The organism is Bacillus sp. 3255 (assembly GCF_031456485.1).
In the GTDB taxonomy this organism is placed as follows: domain Bacteria; phylum Bacillota; class Bacilli; order Paenibacillales; family NBRC-103111; genus Paenibacillus_E.
Window position 1 is genome coordinate 19735 of record NZ_JAVDUS010000017.1, and the last position, 18777, is coordinate 38511.

The 18777-nt window shown below is 45.1% G+C and carries 20 protein-coding genes; 3 read left to right on the forward strand and 17 right to left on the reverse strand.

Translation table 11 applies throughout. The annotated features are described in order from the left end of the window. Positions 1-10: 10 nt before the first annotated feature. From J2X61_RS23705 to J2X61_RS23765, 13 genes are all read right to left on the reverse strand, one after another. The gene (locus tag J2X61_RS23705) at positions 11-445 is read right to left on the reverse strand and encodes a hypothetical protein (RefSeq protein WP_310191109.1); all 435 of its coding nucleotides are present in this window, start codon (positions 443-445) and stop codon (positions 11-13) included. A gap of 3 nt (positions 446-448) precedes the next feature. Next, positions 449-1975, reverse strand: coding sequence for a phage tail protein (locus J2X61_RS23710; RefSeq protein WP_310191112.1), 1527 nt, complete (start codon positions 1973-1975; stop codon positions 449-451). A 15-nt stretch (positions 1976-1990) separates the two neighbouring features. Continuing rightward, complete coding sequence (locus J2X61_RS23715; protein WP_310191115.1) at positions 1991-2521, reverse strand: hypothetical protein; 531 nt, start codon at positions 2519-2521, stop codon at positions 1991-1993. Continuing rightward, positions 2518-3087 carry a phage virion morphogenesis protein gene (locus J2X61_RS23720; protein WP_310191116.1) on the reverse strand — a complete coding sequence of 190 codons (570 nt, stop codon included), beginning with the start codon at positions 3085-3087 and terminating at the stop codon, positions 2518-2520. The genes J2X61_RS23715 and J2X61_RS23720 overlap by 4 nt, the downstream gene beginning before the upstream one ends. A gap of 1 nt (position 3088) precedes the next feature. Continuing rightward, on the reverse strand, positions 3089-3493 hold the full coding sequence (locus J2X61_RS23725; protein ID WP_310191119.1) for a hypothetical protein: 405 nt from the start codon (positions 3491-3493) through the stop codon (positions 3089-3091). After that, positions 3493-4026, reverse strand: a complete 534-nt coding sequence (locus tag J2X61_RS23730; protein ID WP_310191121.1) for a hypothetical protein — start codon at positions 4024-4026, stop codon at positions 3493-3495. Before J2X61_RS23730 ends, J2X61_RS23725 begins: the two co-directional genes overlap by 1 nt. Further along, positions 3980-4327 carry a hypothetical protein gene (locus J2X61_RS23735; RefSeq protein ID WP_310191124.1) on the reverse strand — a complete coding sequence of 116 codons (348 nt, stop codon included), beginning with the start codon at positions 4325-4327 and terminating at the stop codon, positions 3980-3982. The genes J2X61_RS23730 and J2X61_RS23735 overlap by 47 nt, the downstream gene beginning before the upstream one ends. Before the next feature lie 19 nt (positions 4328-4346). After that, a complete protein-coding gene (locus tag J2X61_RS23740; RefSeq protein ID WP_310191126.1) occupies positions 4347-7322 on the reverse strand; it encodes a hypothetical protein in 2976 nt (991 codons plus the stop codon). Beyond that, the gene (locus tag J2X61_RS23745; protein WP_396135494.1) at positions 7303-7590 is read right to left on the reverse strand and encodes a hypothetical protein; all 288 of its coding nucleotides are present in this window, start codon (positions 7588-7590) and stop codon (positions 7303-7305) included. Before J2X61_RS23745 ends, J2X61_RS23740 begins: the two co-directional genes overlap by 20 nt. 30 nt (positions 7591-7620) lie before the next feature. Then, positions 7621-9792, reverse strand: coding sequence for a minor capsid protein (locus tag J2X61_RS23750; RefSeq protein ID WP_310191131.1), 2172 nt, complete (start codon positions 9790-9792; stop codon positions 7621-7623). A gap of 106 nt (positions 9793-9898) precedes the next feature. Next, positions 9899-11593: a terminase large subunit gene (locus tag J2X61_RS23755; protein ID WP_310191134.1), complete on the reverse strand. Its 1695-nt coding sequence runs from the start codon at positions 11591-11593 to the stop codon at positions 9899-9901. Next, positions 11586-12095, reverse strand: coding sequence for a P27 family phage terminase small subunit (locus tag J2X61_RS23760; RefSeq protein ID WP_310191137.1), 510 nt, complete (start codon positions 12093-12095; stop codon positions 11586-11588). The genes J2X61_RS23755 and J2X61_RS23760 overlap by 8 nt, the downstream gene beginning before the upstream one ends. A 37-nt stretch (positions 12096-12132) precedes the next feature. Beyond that, positions 12133-12804, reverse strand: coding sequence for a recombinase family protein (locus tag J2X61_RS23765; RefSeq protein WP_310191141.1), 672 nt, complete (start codon positions 12802-12804; stop codon positions 12133-12135). A 961-nt stretch (positions 12805-13765) separates the two neighbouring features. Between J2X61_RS23765 and J2X61_RS23770 the strand changes: the two genes are divergently transcribed. Next, complete coding sequence (locus J2X61_RS23770) at positions 13766-14617, forward strand: S1 family peptidase (RefSeq protein WP_310191144.1); 852 nt, start codon at positions 13766-13768, stop codon at positions 14615-14617. 94 nt (positions 14618-14711) lie between these two features. Continuing rightward, complete coding sequence (locus J2X61_RS23775; protein WP_310191148.1) at positions 14712-14996, forward strand: hypothetical protein; 285 nt, start codon at positions 14712-14714, stop codon at positions 14994-14996. Between the two features lie 17 nt (positions 14997-15013). Here J2X61_RS23775 and J2X61_RS23780 read toward each other — a convergent pair whose 3' ends face one another. The 3 genes from J2X61_RS23780 to J2X61_RS23790 all read right to left on the reverse strand — a co-directional run bounded on the left by J2X61_RS23780 (position 15014) and on the right by J2X61_RS23790 (position 16428). Further along, positions 15014-15472, reverse strand: coding sequence for an HAD domain-containing protein (locus tag J2X61_RS23780; protein WP_310191151.1), 459 nt, complete (start codon positions 15470-15472; stop codon positions 15014-15016). A gap of 242 nt (positions 15473-15714) precedes the next feature. Then, complete coding sequence (locus J2X61_RS23785; RefSeq protein ID WP_310191154.1) at positions 15715-16119, reverse strand: hypothetical protein; 405 nt, start codon at positions 16117-16119, stop codon at positions 15715-15717. Positions 16120-16167: 48 nt separating this feature from the next. Next, positions 16168-16428 (reverse strand): hypothetical protein, encoded by a 261-nt coding sequence (locus tag J2X61_RS23790; RefSeq protein WP_310191157.1) that lies wholly within the window; start codon positions 16426-16428, stop codon positions 16168-16170. An 878-nt stretch (positions 16429-17306) separates the two neighbouring features. On the opposite strand from J2X61_RS23790, the gene J2X61_RS23795 reads away from it, so the two are divergent. Beyond that, positions 17307-17516, forward strand: coding sequence for a helix-turn-helix domain-containing protein (locus J2X61_RS23795; RefSeq protein WP_310191160.1), 210 nt, complete (start codon positions 17307-17309; stop codon positions 17514-17516). Positions 17517-17566: 50 nt separating this feature from the next. On the opposite strand, the gene J2X61_RS23800 is transcribed toward J2X61_RS23795, so the two are convergent. Further along, complete coding sequence (locus J2X61_RS23800; RefSeq protein WP_310191162.1) at positions 17567-18694, reverse strand: tyrosine-type recombinase/integrase; 1128 nt, start codon at positions 18692-18694, stop codon at positions 17567-17569. Between the last annotated feature and the right edge of the window lie 83 nt (positions 18695-18777).

An 18777-nucleotide genomic window follows, 5' to 3' on the forward strand; every position in this document is an offset into this window, starting at 1 on the left:
AGTAATCCTCCTATTGTTTAATCCGGCCTGTAGAGTGCCAGTTCAAGTTGTTTGTGATCGGCTTGTTGTTACCATCAGCGGATCGTTTGTAACCGTCAAATGTCACATTCTCGTACTTATACTTTCTTACGGTACCATCGCGGTATGTTTCAGTCGTGAAGATTACAAACGACAGTGTGCTGCCGTTCGCTTGCTGATGTGCAATTTTGGCATCAACAATGTCATCCATCGCAGTATTGATTGCCTGACCTTCAAGGGTACCTTTAAATCCGTTTTGAATCACTTGGCGATACTCTTCTTCTTCACCAATAGGACTCTTTTTTTCTTCTGCCGTGATCTCTTCAACAGACCACTTAAGAATTTCCGGAGATTTGGTTAGCGCGGCCCCTTTCTCATCCGTAAGAGCGATAACTAGCTTTTTCCCAAGCAATGCGTCTTGTGCCATTGATTAGCCCACCTCCACATTCGTTCCGCCTTGGAAGTTAAGAACAACCCATTCAGCGGTGTTGTAGTGCTTCACTTTGATGTCTTGTACAAATTGATCGATCGATGCAGAAGCAGCATTGAACGTTACCGAGTAATCCTCAAACTTGGAGGTTTGCGAAAGATCAACTGGCTTTTTCAAAAGATCAAAGTAGGTCCGGATTCGTCTCTCAGCATCATCCTTCATCTTCTTAGTCATAGCCTTGCCCTGCCAAGGAGCTGCGACTGATTCCAGAGCCTTCTCAATCCAACTATTCAATCGGCGCCGGTTCACTTTCCGGTTTTCGTCATCAGATATAACCGTTCCTGATGCATCAGATTTAGCCAGCGTATAATCATTTGCCATCCGCCAAGCCAGAGTTCCATCACCGGCAGCGGAAGGCTTCAGTTGGAAAGCTGCTACTTGGTGGGAATACAGATTAGAGTAATCCGTAAAGTCCAGATTCTTATCCGAAGACACGACCCATGTGCACTCTACAGCAATCCCAGAGTCCTCTACATTGCCGATAACATGACTGATTGCCGAAAGACAAGCGCCTGATGTCCATTGGTTGCCAACTGATTGAAACCGTCCATATACCATCTGCATAAAGTCCGTGTCGAAAGCATCGCGATTCGTAACTGCGGCTGCTACAGTGTTTGCCGATCCGGTCCCGCAGTAAGCTGTAGAATTGTATTTTTGAGCATAAGTCGCAAGAGCGGCGTCAGCAGTAGCATCCGTGAAGTCAGCGAACGCTACATCTGTAACAATGTTCCCGATAAACTCAAGCAGTTTAAGCCCAGTTCTAGCCCCGGATCCCGAGTCCACTGTTCCCACGTAATCACTCGCGGCAATAGCAGCTCCGTTGTTTCCTCCAGTCAGCTGAGTTTTTGCTTTAACTGCCGGCTGAGCAAGTACTCGTGTAGCTGCCGCCGAATTCATATCGGTTAGTGCAAAGTGCAGGCTCTGACCGTTTACATAACTAGGAGCATAACGTGCATCTAGAGGATCCATAGTCAGATTGTCATATGTCTCTATACCAAAGTCAGATGTCAGGGTCAGCTTGAACGTATTACTATTTGTTCCATTGTCTGCTTGGACAGAAAAAGTGTTTGCGTATGATCCCGGGTATTTAGCCGAAACTTTTAAGGTATTGGCTGGAGTACCTTGGCGATCCTGGAGCGTAAGTGACGCCGTCGCATACCCTGCCCCTAGAATTCGAACAAATGCCGCTTTTTTAACATTGGCCCTATGAAGGTGATCAATAAGAGCGTTGCCAGCATTCGCTTTTGCCATGCTACCCAAAACTGAAGAGGCAATCTCGCTCAAACGTTTTGTTGGGGTTTCAGTTACCATGACATATTGATTTACCGGACCACGATCAAAGTCACCAACAAACCCGAGTACAAAGTCACTTTGAAGTGCTTCGTCAGTCTGTGGGACTGCCAATTCATTGATATAAAGTCCTGGTGGAAGTCCTACCAAAGAAGATGCTCCACGGATGATAGTCAATTCAATTCAACTCCTTCAAGAAGTAATTTTAAATTTCAGGTTCGTCATGTCTATCTTGCTGACAGTATCCTCGGTAATGAGTTTGCCTGAACATCGATAGGTGGCATCACATTGGTACAGATCAGGCTTCCCCCTCGGCGGTAGTGGTGCTGCAGTAAGAAATATCTGCAAGACCTCACCCCATTTGTCTTCAGGGACCGGTATCTCATTTTGAGTCTCAATGAACGCTAAGAATTCATTGGATAAGCGCTGGGACCTGCCGGGTTTATCAGCAAAGAAGGAAACCTGAATTAGGTAATCAAATCTAACCGATTCTGTACCAACAGTGAAAGTTCCATCACCATTATCGATTAATCCATGCGGCTCATATTCACGCATGAGTGCCTTTTCAGCAGTACCGCTAATAAGGAGAATATGAGCAGCTGGAAGCACCTTTTTAAACTCGGTCGGATTTGGTTCACCATCACGTACAGGAAAATCAGAACCATGTAAATGTGAAATTGCAGCAGACAGCGCTTGGTATGCGCAGAGTAAAGGATCTCTCATCTCCGGTACCCTCTTGCCGCTTCTTCCAAAGCCTTTTTAACCTCGTTCAAAATGTCGCTTCTAGACTCCTCAACAGCTGGTCGTAAAAATGGGCGTGGCGGAATATGGTGCGCTGCATCACCAAACTCATGAGCTGCAGCGTAATCTGATGGGCTACCTTTTCCTCGCTCGTCACTACCAGCGGCAACGCCGAGATACGCAATACCTCGACTTTCCAACTCCGAAAAATCAGTTGTTATTGCCTGCCTAAGGTGTCCGGTGTCGATTAAAGGAGCGTCATCATTTCCACCAGCTCCCCATGAACCATGTTTTTTGATATAGGCTTTCCCTGCTCGAGTAATTCTGCCACTACCCGATTTTGAAAGATGCTTTCTCCTAACGGTTTCAGGTTTAAGCTTTGACCAAGCGGTGAACGACCCGGATGTTCCCTGGTACTTTCCAAGCTTCTCCTTGGCCCTTCCCATTGCTTTAATCGTCCCCTTTTTAATGCCTTTTTTTATAGCCGCGTCTACTGTATTCGGAACAGTCGCAAGGATCCGTAGCAAAACCAAGAATTCCGGCAACATTCTACTTCACATCCTTTGCCGTCACTTCTTTGATGATAAGTTGGCCCGCGAGTGTGGCCGGGCTAACTAAATCAATAATATATTTTTTGTTGTTATAGATCAGGATCTTACCTTCCTGAACCTGCCTCTGAACCGATTCCGAGCCGTCCTCGATCACAATGAAATCGAGAACCACATCAGGATTATCGCCGACCTCAGTTGGATTCTCCTGGAGGGTATGCGATGTCACCACGATTTTAATCATTTCAGGAAGAAACGGAGTATCGTCTTCGCTATCTTCAAGGCTAAGTTTCCGTGGATTAATCTCTGATGATGTAAGTAGGATAGCTTCTGTTTCATACCCTTTTGTCTTGATCTGCTTCTCAAGTACCCTCTTAACTTTGATCGCAAGCTTTCCAGCATCCATTAGGTACCACCACCTACCGGCTTTTGTACGCTCGCCAAATAGCTACAACGCCTTGTTTCAGCCAACTCCGTAATTTGATCGAAGTTATCGAACTTGATGTCGAGTCCTTTCCCAAGCTTTAGCTCGCTGATCTCTGAGCCCTCACGGACAACGTCTGATAACATTTTCCACATACAGTAATCAAGGATCAAAGAGGTAGCTGCATTAGGCAAACTTGCAATGTCATGATCGCCGAGGTAAGTGAATGGAACAACCAATGGACCGAGAGGAGGAAAATCGAGATAAAGAATATCGTCCAATATCTCGTAATCCTCCAACCCCTTTATCCAAGTTTGGTAATCCTCGGGGAGCTTGTATTCCGACATGTTTGGCAACAGGGTAATAGAACCCCTTCGATGCCTTGGGCGATACCTAGAGTAATCAGAAACGGCGCTCTGGACGAAGTCCAGTAGCGCCCAATCCTCATACCTATAAGGTTCTTCTAAATCATTGATCTCCGTCCGCAGAGCTATTAGCAGGGTCGTTTGATCCATCTCCTGCCGCCCCCTTCTGACCTGTATTATCCGGATTAGATGCTGGGTCCTGCTGCTGGTCACGGCTCAGCCATTCTTCATATTGTGCGATCCGATCCGGTTCTTTAGATCCTGCTTCAATACCCAAACCTTGAAGTAAGTCCTTTTGCTCGGGAGCCTTCAGTTCCTTGAACTCGTCAAGGGTTACTTCGGCGGCAGCCGGGGTTTCTGGCTGATCAGTTTCCAGATGATAGATATCCCCCGGGCCAACGATAAGCCCGGAGTGAGGATGAATAAATGAATGACCGTTATTTACTTTCATTGCTTACACCTTCTCTTTCTTAGGAGTTGAAGAACTTGATTGTGCGGTAAGGAGGGTTATACTGCTTGCCGCTGCCATCAATCACAAGTGGCGTCGCAATAACGGATTGTTGAGTCGCGTAATATTGCTTTGCAGATGTAATTTTTTGCGATGTAGGATCGAAATATGGTTCTGGTCCTTCAATTTGCAATGGGGAGCCCACACCATAACGGGTTGCGTTTGTTTTACCGATTAGGACCCGTTTGTCACGTGCAGCCCATGGTGCGTTAATTTCACCAAGTTGTAATCCTGCACGAGTAGCAAACCACATATCACCTTTTAGGAAACTTGTTCCTTCTGGGGAAGCCCACTTGTAAAAGAGTTCTGCGTTCTTGATGTTGACCATAGCGTTCAGAGAACCGATCGCAAAATCAGGAGTCACATAACGCGGAGCGGAACCCATGTAAGCCTTTTGAGTATCAAAACGCTCGAGCAATCGGTTATAGTACTGAGCAGGCTTATCAGCATAAGCTGACGGAATTGTGAGATCGAAGAAGTTCACGTTTGTTGCGTATGCATAAGAGACAGTCGGTCTGTTAGTGCTGTTATCTACACCGGAAGAAGATGCAAAGTATACTTTGCTTTCTTCCCAATCAACTGCGTAGTCACCGCCGTTAACCTTACCGGAGATCGGATCGAAAGTACCTCTTGTAAGGGTAGTGGATCCACGCTTAGCAACAAAATCATTGATCGTCGCCGACTGTCTCACGCCGTTGTGATCAAGCCAAACATTTTTACGCGGGCGAACAATTGGTGCAACTTGTGCCCCGATCGCACCTGTTGCGTATCCGCAAAGCAATTTCACGGACCAAGTCACGTTATGGCCGGCCGGAAGACCAGCCGAAGCCCCAGCAGTCATTTCAGCAGCAGCCACCGCTTCATTCGACACTGCAGTTGCTTGATACTCATCAGAGACATGAAGCATCTCTAGACTCAAGCGTTGGTCAATCACACGGTTATAACGCATTGCCAAGTTGGCCAGATTGCGAGCGACAACATCATAGCTGAATGGGCCCTTTTGCATTTCAACCTGAGCTTCTTTCGAGATCAGAGTTCCGCGTTTCAGCCACTCTGCACCGAACTCGAGGAAGCGAGTCTCTACGCCTTCGGTCGGAATTCCTTCGAACTCCCCTACAACAAAATCATCTTGCGTGTAGAGATCGTAGGATTGAAACTCAACCGGAATCTTAAAGGTTGTTCCGCTGAATGATTCAGCTTGAACCAACTGCAAGAAGCGCAGATCCTGCCATACTTGATACATGAAGGCAAGAGAAATCGTCGGCAATTGAGCAAAGTCACCAGTTGAAGACATAGCGGAATCGGTGATTGCGCCATCCTGGATGGATTGTGCAGAGTCAGTAAGAGACTTCATGAATTTGGAGTACTCTTCGTTATTCTCACGCTCCATTTTCGCCATAACGCGGTCAATGATGGCTTTGTTTGCTTCACGCATTTTAGGGTCAACCCGGAAGTTTGTATCCAAGGAGCGGTTGCGATCATCCATGGCTGCTTGGATGTTGTCCACAATTGGCTTCCATGGCTGTGGATTACCTGTAACTACGACAGAATTATCTAGCACTGCAGCAACTCCTCCATTTCCTTGAACTCCCAAGCCCGCGAGTTTTGTTCCAACAACATACGCGTCAACGATCGCTTTTTCGCCATCGATGAAGCCTGCGATAGCTTCAGAATCTGTGATAGCTTCACCCTTTTTCAGAATGGCGGCCTTTACATTGTTATCATACGGCAGAGCATTAACTGCATCTGTTAGAGCGGCCTGAGCTTTCCTTTTCTTTTCAGCAGCTTCCTCTGCTTTCAATCGATCTTCCTTTTCTTTACGCATCGCCTCTAGCTCATCGTTAAGCGCCACTTCGCGCTCCTTAACGGCAATTGCAGCATCGCACATCGCCATTTCAGCATGTCCTGCTTTGCCAGATTTCCAAGCTTTCAGTTGCTCCAATGTCATCGAAAGAAAATTCATTTTCGGTTCATCTCCCTTTTGAATAGAATCTAATATTTCAGTCACCACAGAATCAGTGAGCGGTAACGGCTTTGTAAAAGCATCGGGCTCTGCCGGATTAAGAACGACATCCCAGGTAAACAATTGCAGTGACTTAGCGACATTGACTGTCTTGCCTTCAATACTCGCCGGAGCCATGGATCCACTCATTCGGTTGCTGAAACCGATTGGGAGCCCTGCATCAAGCATCGCCTTCACCTGCTTGCCCATTTCCGTCTCTAGCGGCTTATATTCCGCCCAGACGACCCCGGCCGCATCGATCACAGCTTCTCGGAATTTAACAGCTTGATTCGGAACTTTGGAATCAAAAAGCACCCTGCCATCTAAGCCCTTCATGGTGGGCGGATGTGGGTGCTCTCCAGCGTATGGGAATCCTGCTTGTTTAATAGCATCAAGCGCAGGTTGATAAACTGTCCGAGGATACAAGCGATTGTTTCCGTTGATCGCATCAACCCGAGAAACCGGCTGTTTATACCAACCCGAAGGCTGCCCGCCAGCATCTGTAATTGCCAGTGCCTTCGAAAGACAGATATCAATTGCTTCGCCCGCTGAATCGGTAATAACGGCAAGTGTCGGTTCCTCCTCAATCGAATCGGTTGTGACTGTCACCGTGGCGTTTGTTGCAGTGAATCCAAGAGGAGGTTTGCTATCCTCTTCTTCTTTTTTCGCTGCGTACTCGACGTCATAATGACCAAACTCTGACCGGCACTTAGCATCGATAGCCTCGTAGTAAATTCGCCGGTCAACCTCAGTTAGCGGCTGATTCGCAAGTTGCTTCTTAATACCCAACAAGCCAATGGCACTTGACGCATCGAGGATCTGTTTCATAACTGGGTCATCTGTTAATGCATCTTTCACCGGTTCTTCACCTGCAGTGAATCCGATCCCAGCAAAGTGCTGTAAATCTAGTTTGATTCTATGTCGCTTCTCTTTCACTTGGCACCTCCTCCCCCTGAACTATTCTTGATATTTCATCCAGGACTAGATCTTTTACCTTTTCGTCAGTCGTCGTGGACACGATGCGATATAGCAACTCAAGCAGCTTCTTAAAAATCTCTGTATCTCGGATACTGACATCGACAGCTAACCCACGATTTTGGCTTCTTTCCTTCAAAACCTGAAAAGCAGCATTGGTTTTTAGCGGCCCGGCTTCACAAGTAAACCCGCAGGACTCAAGTTGCTCAATAATTTCCTGCAATGACATCTTCACTCTTTTATCACCTCCTATTCAGGGTCAATCAGCCGGAACCAGTGTACATCTACACCGCGGATGACCCGGGATGTCCGGATGACTGTCGATCGGGTAGACCGTCCCATTCCGGCTCCTACAATTTGGACAGGTACGCTGGTCGATTACGGCCAACCACTTCACACGCTCAAATCCGGCGTCCAAGTAGATACGCTTAGCACTGCGGTTATATGCCCATGAGAGCTCAGTTCGTGCAATCATTTCAGCACGAGCATTATCCATAATTTGAGGACGCAGTTGTCTCATAATTTCTTTCCAGCCGAGATTTTCTTCAAATCCCTGTCCCAGCAGTTGCTGAATTCGAATTTTGGTCGTTTCCCTGATGCCGGCTATCCTTTCACCAGCAGCCTCGAAAAGATCGTCCCGAATATCGGTTTTAACAATCCTCATACTTAAACCTGCACCGGTTTGCGGTCCGGACGGATCGACAACCCTACCGTTATGTAGATCCATCACAAGCTGTACCGCTCGCTCAGCGCCCATCAGACCGGTTTCAGTCATGTGCTTTACGATTCCGAGACGATAACTCCCCTGTTCGGCATCCCATGCTTCCTCAAAGGAACCGAGGATAGTAGACTCATCAATAAAGTCGTTTTCATCACCTGCAGCATCAGAGATCGCTTCACTTTCATTCACCATCCTTTTGTAAACTGAATTAAAAAAACGAGTAACCGTGGCCCTCGCTTTCGTCTCAATCTCTTCAAACTCTGGTCTATCCTCAAGCAATACATCTGTAACAGCCTCATTTCCTTTCACAGGCGTTTTACCTGCGCTTGGCTGTGTTTTATCGTTGGGCGCTTTACCCGCTCCCATAAGGAGCATTTCGGCCTGTTTCTGACGTTCCTCCTCTTCGAGTAACGCAGCCATTTCTGCAGGATCCTCAATATCGAAGTCATCCGCAATTTCCTGAATCGCTTTTTCAAGAGTAATGAGCTTCTGGCCGCCACCTTTGCCACGGGCCTGCTGCACACGTTCCAGGCGCTCTGCTGCCGTCTCATCCGTCTTATCATTCCACACAACATCATAAGTAATGGAGTCCGGATTAATGCCGGCTAGAAGCAGCTGTAGGTCTACGATTGCTCTTAGCCCCGAAAACTGACCAGAGTCGCCATACTCGATCAAGTCGGTAAGGTCCTCTAATGTCTTCAGATAGTGCGGGTACTGAACTTTCAACACATCCCGGTTCATATCCTGACCGGACGTAAGAATCGCTTTGGGAACACTTAAATTAAGCCAGAGCAGGTCTTCGAAGTACTTAATGTCATTCATCTGGTCAAGATGGCCATCCGCATCCAACACTTTCACATCTGCAGTACCCACGAAGTCTGATAGCAAATGAGCATTGCGGGTAGGCTTGTCATTCTTATCGATCAAGCCAACTAAGCGCATATACTCGATGGCATCTTTCTCTTGTGTGTTCTCCGGCAGCTTATGATTGTACTTCTGGACGCTTCGAAACTCACGTCGGACTGCAGAAGCAATCTCCATCTTGTTCAGAATCTTGTATGTAGCCCGGGCACTGGCATAATGGCTTGTCCCGTACATCTCCGTTTCTTCTTCCAACCACCGGATATGGTTCATCTGGAAGAGAGCGAAATTTGTTCGCGCAACAGACGGCGGCCCAACTTCCAACAAGGTTTGAATCTGCGTTTTGGGGTCGATCTGAGAAAAAGAACGCTCTAGATCAGGAAACTCACCGAATTCATCGCTGTTACGCTTAATCGTAAGTGCAGGAGCTCGGCGGATATCAAGAACCAAGCCGGCTTGAAGGTCAACGATGGGGTTGAGGAAAAGATCACCGTCTCTCGGTAGCACTCGAGCGTATTCTTTCGCCTTTGCTGGCAGCTTGGTTCGCTTCAAGAAATCGTCTATGACAGCCTGCGCGACATTCGCACCTGGCGTCACTCGCTTTAATGATTTCCCTTGCTTCTTCAGCCGGGCTCTATCTGCATCACTTCCCGACACGATGATTTTAAAACCACCGCGGGTCGCATCAGTTGCAAGGCGGTTGTTCGTGATCCTGAATCGCAGGTCCGCCTTAACCAACTGCTGCACATCGCGTATCGTCGAAATGCGATCGGTAGCCACTTTGAATTGCTCGAATACATACAGGCTGGGAGACTCCGCATAGGACACAATCGGCATCTCATCTTTCATGTGGCCATAATCCGTTTGGTCTGGCCTATCAAGAGTCAGCTGCCGGCGCCCGAAAAAGTCGAGAACTACGTTTGTCATTTTCGAAAACACATTTGGCATATTGTTTTTAACTCACCTCCTCGTCAAATAGTCCGGGAATATCGGCCATGAATGAGTATCCTATCGGCTTGAAATGCCCTTTGTGCCTGTGTTTCCGCATCTCCCAGCCAATCATGCCGCCAAGCAAGATATCATCATGGCAGCCGCTTTGATGTTGCGCCTTACCATTCCGTTTTACAAATGTCCTCATTTCCCCAAGAATCCGGCGTGACTTTGGAAAAACCTCTTTGTTCATGTACGCCTGCCGGTATTCCTCAACCAGGATCGGCCGCGTCTTCGATGTAGTTGGCCACCCTTCGCGCTTTTCCACATTGCCCTTCACGTCATAATCTTTATGAGCGTAGAGATTCGGGTAATCAAAGATTTGCATGAGTGCAAGCAGCACAGCATGCCCATGGTTATTTCTTTCCACGCCAAGCAGAGCCGTATTGTAATAGCGGCCCCATTCATTTATGAGTTCAGCAAAGGAATAAGGTTCTTCCCAACACTGGATTTCTGCAACCTGTTCACCTGTACTTCGTTTCCAGATCACCAACGTGGAAGCATCGTTCTCGTCCTCATCCAGACCTTCCGCCACGTCCGCGCCTGCGTCATACAGCTCACCTTCAATCGGTTCTTCAAAGATTAGGATATCTCCCTCTCTGTCTTCTCTGATTGGCTCCGGTGCATCTCGCATGTCTCCCTGAATCTGCGCCTGGTCGAACACTGATCGACCGGATACGAGGAAAGCTTCTTCGGGAAAGGAAGGGTACTCTTGCTGGAATGACTTTGCATCTCCATCGCATTTATTCTTGATTGTAGAGCGACGCCACTTTAGCTGCTCCAGATCAAGATTAAACCGTTTCTGCAACTCCCTCTCTTCCTCAAGCATTGAATCCTCGAAATCTTGCCTTTCCTGTTCAGAGATAAAGCTATCTCGATATGTCGGGAATTCATGCCACGCAACGAAGATCGGAACATAGTCGTTCTGGCCGGTGACTGCTTTTTCCCACATCTGCTGAAAATACTCTCCCAAACCATTAGCCGTCGATTCAATAACGCAAACGGTACCCGGAGAATCAGACAATGATTGCAACAGTGAAAGCATATGTTTGCTTTTCCGATTCTCAGGCCAGAAGGCGAGCTCTGAGACATGCAGGTAATGAATTGTACCTGACCGCGCAAGTACCTTCGCTTCTGCAGTATCCACTGTGATCTTTGACTTTAGCCCGGGGTTATCTTGCCGAACAGAGTCCAATGAAGTTGGGTTCTCAAATGTGAACGCTTTGGCATTGTCTTTCTTCTTCATCGGCTTGTACAGCAGCGGTACGTTGTCGTAGTACGTTTTGAACATGTCGAACAAGTTACCTGATGCCTTGGCGTCCTGCGCTACGATAAAGGCATTCTTAGCTTCCTGAAGTGATGAAAGGTAATAAATGATCGCCTCTGTCACCGTAGAGAATCCGAGCTGCCGCGCCTTGAGGATAATGAACCGAGCCGGCTTCCCTGCGGCAATAGTCTCAAGCAATTGCTTGGCGAAATCCTTCTGCGCGTCATTCAGGACAAAGGGGAGAATCTTCCCTTCTTTGGTCTTAATCTTTAGACACTTGGCTGTAAATCGCTCGAAGTCGCCCAATAAAGCATAGGCTTTCTGTCCTTTTTCTTTGTTCTTTGCCCCAAGTGCATCGATCTTTGCTCTAATTTCCTTCGCATATTCAATCATCTAAGAACTCAGTCCCTTGCGGCGAAGTGTCCTGTCCGATTTCTTTCATCTTCTTTCCAACGTTGGCCTTCTCAAGGTCGATCTTTGTACGGGCAGCCGGACCTAACCCAAGCGCCGCCATCGTTTGCTTTGCGGACCTCATGAAGTTGTTGTAAGTGGCAACTAACGGCTGTGCATCGAGTTTCTTGGAGCGCCTATCATGGATAACCATCCCCTCTTCAGTGAAATACATTTCACAGAGAGCTAGGATGCCCATTTCCTTCGCAAGCAGTTGGGCGATAGGACGATCCTGCTCAGCTACAAAGTCCAGATCCATTACCGCGTTCTCTATTCCTTTCTGGAACTCTGCAAGGTAATAGCAATCATTGCCCTTCTGGAACTTAGGACACTGCTGCCGCTTAGCGCATTTATTACACGGATGCAGTCCGGACCGGATGAATGGGAATACTCCGTGCTGGAGGTTTGGTTGGTGTGATTGTTGGACCTGTTTTTCTTCTGACATGTGACATTTCTCCTTTCTTTGCAAATAAAAAGCACCCTCATGGAGAGAGTGCCTCGTTCATATCTGTATTTGGCTCGCCGATCATACTTTTTACGATTTTTTCGATATTTCTACTCATTTTTACTTTATCATTGGCGGTGGTCGAGATCTTCGCTTTCATATCTCGTTCCTTCAACGATCTATATAGAGTCGCACGGTTGACGCCTGTAAGTTCAGCGATCTCAGCGACGGTATGTTCTTGGCCATCGTAAAGCTTTAAAGCTTGTGTCAATTTGCGCGGATCAGTCTTTGGCCGTCCGCCATTGCGTCCTCTCGCCCGAGAAGCAGCAAGGCCTGCCTTGGTCCGCTCAACGATTACGTTTCTTTCAAACTCAGCAAACACGGCTAGAACACCAAATAAGGCTTTGCCTGCTGCAGTTGTAGTATCGAGCTTATCGCTGATGCTGACAAACTCCACACCCATCTTCTGTATTTGATCGAGCGTAGTAATGAGCTTAATCGTAGAACGAGCAAGTCGATCCAGCTTATACACCATGAACACATCCCCAGGACGCAATGCATCAATTGCTTTCTGCAGCTCGATCCGATCGTCTTTAGCCCCGCTCGCTTTCTCCGTGTAAATCCGTTCGCATCCCGCTTTCTTCAATTCGTCGATCTGGGAGTCAAGTGATTGGTCAACAGTCGATACGCGCGCATAGCCGATTTTCATAATAATCCGCCTCCAGAGTTCTTGATACTTCGATTGTATCAAAAACACGTACCTAATGATACATTAATTTAGAGACGGACAAAGAGACGATATTATGAACGTTTCGGCCACTTAAACGCACAGGACCAAAAAAGCACTAATACGGGTGTTTTTGAGACACTGTTTTGCAACAGAATCGATGCGGTTTTACTCAGATGTTTACAAAACATAATTAGAAGCATCATTCTGTTCACAAGAGTAAATTTTCACAACAAGCAATTTTTACAGAATTGAACGAGGCGGGCGCAAGATTATTTTCCAGTCATTGTTAAATTCCTTTGCGAAAATTACCTCAATCAAACCAGTTGAAAAAGTCCGACAAATCGATGAATAAGCAGCCCCATGTAATGCCGAAAAGAAGAACGACAGCAACCAGAATAATGATGAACCAAATCACGGTTTCATCACGTCCCTGCCTTTAGAGTTTATCAATTCTCCGCTAATCATCATTTGCACCTCTCATGAAATCCAGATCAAATGTTCGTAAGAACAAGCATTCGTAAGATCGAGTATCAGACATATTCCCAAAACGGCTGAATTTGCCCGAAAACGAGTGAATTTAAAGACGACTCTTTTTTCCCTACATATTAGATTAATAAGGCCCTTTGTTATACGTACTAAGTTACGTTAGAGCGTATCTTTTAAAACCCCGTTCCCTTAAGGTTTGCGTCTGGTCCATCACTATGGGTCGTGTACAGCAGCTGGTATGCCTCCGGTAAACGTATGGTTTTGATTATTGAGCGACATCATGATTCATTGCCTCCTTAACGATGCTAATGATTAACCCTGCTACGTTCTTGAATGTGGGGTTATGCAGGGATGGTGGTTAGAAACCTGACGGTTTCTTTATTATTATTAGGGCTTGTATTGCAAAAACAGTTGCTTCATACTATTAATTGTAAATATTTAGGGGGGATTCAATTTGCCAAATAATCTAGGTCTTTCTGAGCAACTGTTGTATTCGACTGCACGCATTGAGTGTACATTAGCTAATGGAACAAGTACCGGTACTGGGTTCTTCTTCTCTTTCGACGTTGATGATGGTCCACTTAAAATTCCTGTTGTTGTTACCAACAAGCATGTGATTGAGAATTCTGTAACTGGCCGCATTCTCTTTAATGTTGCTGACTCAGAGGGTAACCCGGTTGATACTGAGCATTATCCAATCGCGTTAGATAACTTTGAAAGCCGTTGGTTTCTTCACCCAGAACCAGAAGTTGACCTGTGTGTAATGCCGATTGGTCCTTATGTCAATTATGCTAGCCATCATGGAGAAAAATTGTTTTATAGGACATTAGGAAAACAATACATTCCTAGTTTTGAACAATTAAACGAGCTAGGGGTAATGGAAGAGATAACAATGGTTGGATACCCTAGTGGTTTATGGGATGCAGTCAATAATAAACCCATCGTACGAAGAGGAATAACCGCAACACATCCAAAACTTAATTATAATGGCGTTGAAGAATTTTTAATTGATGCAGCTTGTTACCCAGGTTCGAGCGGTTCTCCTGTAATGATCGTTAACGAAGGAAGCTTCACGAACAGAGCAGGCTTTCAAATGGGAGTAAATAGAATTTTTCTACTAGGCATCTTATATGCAGGTCCACAGTTCACTGCAACCGGTCAAATTCGAATGCAAAACATCCCGAATAGACCCGTATCAGTATCACATATCCCTATGAATCTAGGAAATGTGATCAAGGCACATAAATTACTTGACTTCGAAGAAATGTTAATTCAATTGTACAAATCATCCCCGCAACAGAATTAACCACAACCAGAACATATTTTCTCATTTCATCTCCGCACATTTTCTTTTTGTGGTAAAATATAGGATGGGAATGGAGGTGATATTAACGTTGAAATTGAAAGAGAACCAAAGACTGTGTGGCAATAGATTCCTGTTGGAATTGCACTCGAACTCGTTAAGTATTAAAGATCTGACCGATGTTTTTTCTGGTCCACACGATATTGAAATCATTACTAATCAAGAAACAGGCAAGTCGATACTTGATCTTTATGAATCCTACTTGAATGACTCTTTTGAAAATGGTTATGAATTAATTTTAGGGGAAAAATTATTAGTTCATAAAGACGATAGAAATGATGTATGCCAGCTTCACCTTGCAATACCAAATGAATTCCACTAGCCCCCGCTAGTGGTTTTTTATTTCCGCTCGATCGGTACTTCACCAAGCAGCAATATTGCCTGCTCTCTTCTCTCATCACTGACAAATCCCGAATAACTCTTGCAGTGAATCAAGTGCGGCAGCAGCTGGCCCATATCGTCATCGTCATCAAGGATTACGAAACGCTCGACCGGCTGCTCGAGCTCATCCATAAACAATTGAATCTCTTTGCCGCGGATCTCCCAATCCAATACAGGAGTTGCACCGATAACATATTTGTCGAGGTCATACCAGGAGAAAAGTTTCTTAATTTCCTCGATCGATAATCCTTTTCGCCATACTGAGGAAAGAATAATCTTAGCACCGGTGCGCTTGATCACTTCCCGCAGATTTCGGACGGCTACTGGGCAAAATTCCTGCATCATGTGTAATCGACTGCGCACCATGTAATCTCGATGATTCATTACTCCGTCAATATCTAGAAAGATTAGCTTCATGAGTATCCCCCTCTAGTTCATCATGTAACGTCCACATTGGCACTTAACAGGCATTTACGAATGCCCTAGGTACATTTATGTGGTTTCGTGTTTAACCGCACTTAAAAAGTAAAACGATAAGGTCGTACCATCGGCTTATTCAGGCGGCCTCCTACGTTACATCAACCTCAGCGCTAAGGATCATTTCACTTTCTAAATGCAGTTTCGGGTAATAAAAAAAGCACCCAAGAGGTGCTTAAGACTTACTCGACGATTTTTATGTCTGCTCTTTCTAAATAATCATCAAATCCATGTCCACGATGAATCCTGTTGATGATTTTACCTAATCTGTATTGTTCGTTAGTTATTGTCATCTCAGGTCTCTTTGGATACGGAATATCCATTCTATAGCCATCAACTGCTACTGTATAGAATGTTTCGATTGTGTTTCCATTGTATTTCAACAAATACTTCTTACGATAAGCCTTGGGATCTGAATATCGTTCTACCCAAGACTCATGAAATTCATTGTCGAAATTATCATCACGAACTGTTAAAATCGTAATCTGAATATCGCTAGTTAAAACAAATAGCCCCAGCTCATCATCATAAATCCAATCGATTGGATCGGATTCTATGATCCTGGATTTAAATACTTCGTACCTCATTCTTTCTCACCTCCCACCTACATTTTCCAACATATGCAGCCGGCTTGTCTAATCAAGTTTTGATAAAGACAATTTACTCTGCATCATTTCTGGAAGATGAACAATGCCATATTTGGCAAAGAAATAAAGGCCGATAAACGCAACAATACCAACGATCATGCTATGTACCTTGCCGCGGATATTAAAAGCAAACCTCAAGATAATCGCGGTTACTAACGATGGCCCGACAATATACATAAGTAAAAGTTGTACTACTGAATAAGCCATCGCATTAATATTGTTTGTAAATACTGTAGTTAAACCTTCCAAAACATCGCCTCCATATTCCATATATCGGAAATATGAAAAAAATCTTTAATAGAAAACCAAGAGAAGGCGAGATCCCCGCGAAAATAAAAAGAGCAGGGCTTATGCACGGCCATCGGTGCTTACTTCTCTCACCAATGCAGCGGCGCTGCCTGCTTACGAATTGTTTTATTCGGGTGCTGCCTTCTTCTTGATTTCCTATGATATAAATTTAACACGTTTAAAACCAAATGGCGTCGTTTTGAGAGCGGCAAAACTACTTTCTTTTTACTGATAATCTTCGGCGCCAAAATTCTCTCTCAATGCCCTTTTCCTTTTCTGCTCCATGTGCAACTTCAGTAAACCTCGCCGTTCAAGTACCTCATTACGCTTGATCATGAATTTCATCCTCTGTCGTTGTGGAGTGATCGGGCCGCCGAAAGGTGTATTCCTGGTCATCACTTATTCCGAATAGACTGGACCAGAGCAATGATGCTTAAGACAAGAGCTGCCGCGATTACGATCCATGTAATTGTGTTCATAGTAATTACCTCCCGATCTTGATTTGTAAAGCATTTATGTTAAGATTGGGTGGAGAGGTCTTTCGACCCCTCCGAGGAACCTCTAACGTCTGCGCCCTACGCGTCGTTTTCTGGTTCCTTTTTTCTTTTCTTCTTCCTCCTTACGACTTTTACGGTTCAATATGATCGCTGTCCAAAGTTGAACCAAAGCCGTTAGAAGCAGTACCCAATCTTTCATCTTCTCACCCTTTCAGGAAGCCCTAATGTTTCACTTCCTGTATTAAATATATCACTTTCTGTACAAGAAGTCAAATATTATATTTGATTTTCTGTACTTTTTTTATTACTATGGATAGATATAATACAGAAAGGGGTGTTTTTATGCCATTTTCGTATAAACCCTTATTTAAACTGCTTGTTGATAAAGAGATGAAAAAAACTGATCTGCGACAATTGGGATTCGGTCCTTCAACAATTGCTAAATTTGATAAAGGTGAAAATGTGTCTTTGGATGTCATTGATAAACTTTGTACTTTTTTTGGAGTACAACCAAATGAGATCATCGAGCACAAACCTGAAAATCAGGGCTAATAAGAAAGAGGAGCCGCCATAATCCCACATGGTAGTTCCTCTTCTTTTTATTAAAATTTCAATCCAATTGTACTTTCTAATGAATCCGCGGCTTCTTCTTGCATGTTTGGCAGCAAGTGAGAATACGTGTCTAAGGTCAGAGTAATTGTAGAGTGCCCTAGACGTTCTGAGACGACTTTAGGATGCACACCTTGCCTTAACATGATAGAAGCATGTGTATGTCTTAAATCATGGAATGTGATTGTTGGAGCTGATTCTGGTTTATAATTCTGCTGCATCGTTTTCCAAGCATGAATAACTTTAGTTGCCGTGGCCGGTGTCCCTTTGGAACTACATACAACCAAATCATTATCCTCATACTTGATTTTTGGATTTTGCTTCTCAAGCTCGTTCTTTTGTCTTTGCTCTTCGAGAATAGAGATGATTTGTTGAGAGATCGCGATTGTGCGCCGGCTCTTCTCAGTCTTCAATCCGGTAAATATGGTCATGTTCTTCACCAAATTACGCCGCACTTGAATAATTCCTTTTTCCATGTCTATATCTGACCACCGAAGCGCAAGGATCTCCCCCTGCCGCATTCCCGTCATAACAGCCAAATAAGCGGCGATCCAGTAACGGCTCTCGTTCTTTGTTGCTTGGAAAAACTCTCTAACCGTATCGATGTCCCAAACTGCTCGTTCTTTCCTTTTGACAGTTGGCTTCTCTATTTTATTGGCAGCGTTCTTCGAGATAAGGTCTTTCCTCTCCGCGGCATTTAGTGAGGCATTCACGGTAGCGAAGATCCGCTTTACCATTTCATCGCCTAATTCTTTTTCGCGAATTGATGCAATGAGTTGCTCCATGTGTGTTGCATTGATCTTCGACAAAGGAATGTCTCCGAGAACAGGATTAATGTGCGTTCTAAAGTATGACTCATACATTTTCCTGGTTGAGTGTGCAATATTGGCCCGACCAGATAACCACTGCTCAAAATAAGAACCAAAACTCATCTTGTTTGGTTCTATGTACTCCCCTTTACTGAGCTCCGTTATAATTGCGGCCCGCGCTTTTTTCGCTTCTGTAATAGTCTTGAACCCCCTGCGCGTGACACGCTTGCCGTTAACCATAACCTGAAACCAATAGGGATTACTTTTCGCATTCTCATTAAACTTAATTGTCTTGTCCGAAGATGCTGCCATGATTGATCCTCCATTGATATTTATCTGATGCAACCAATTATAAACCAATTGCATCAAATTTGCATCAACTAATAACAAAGCAT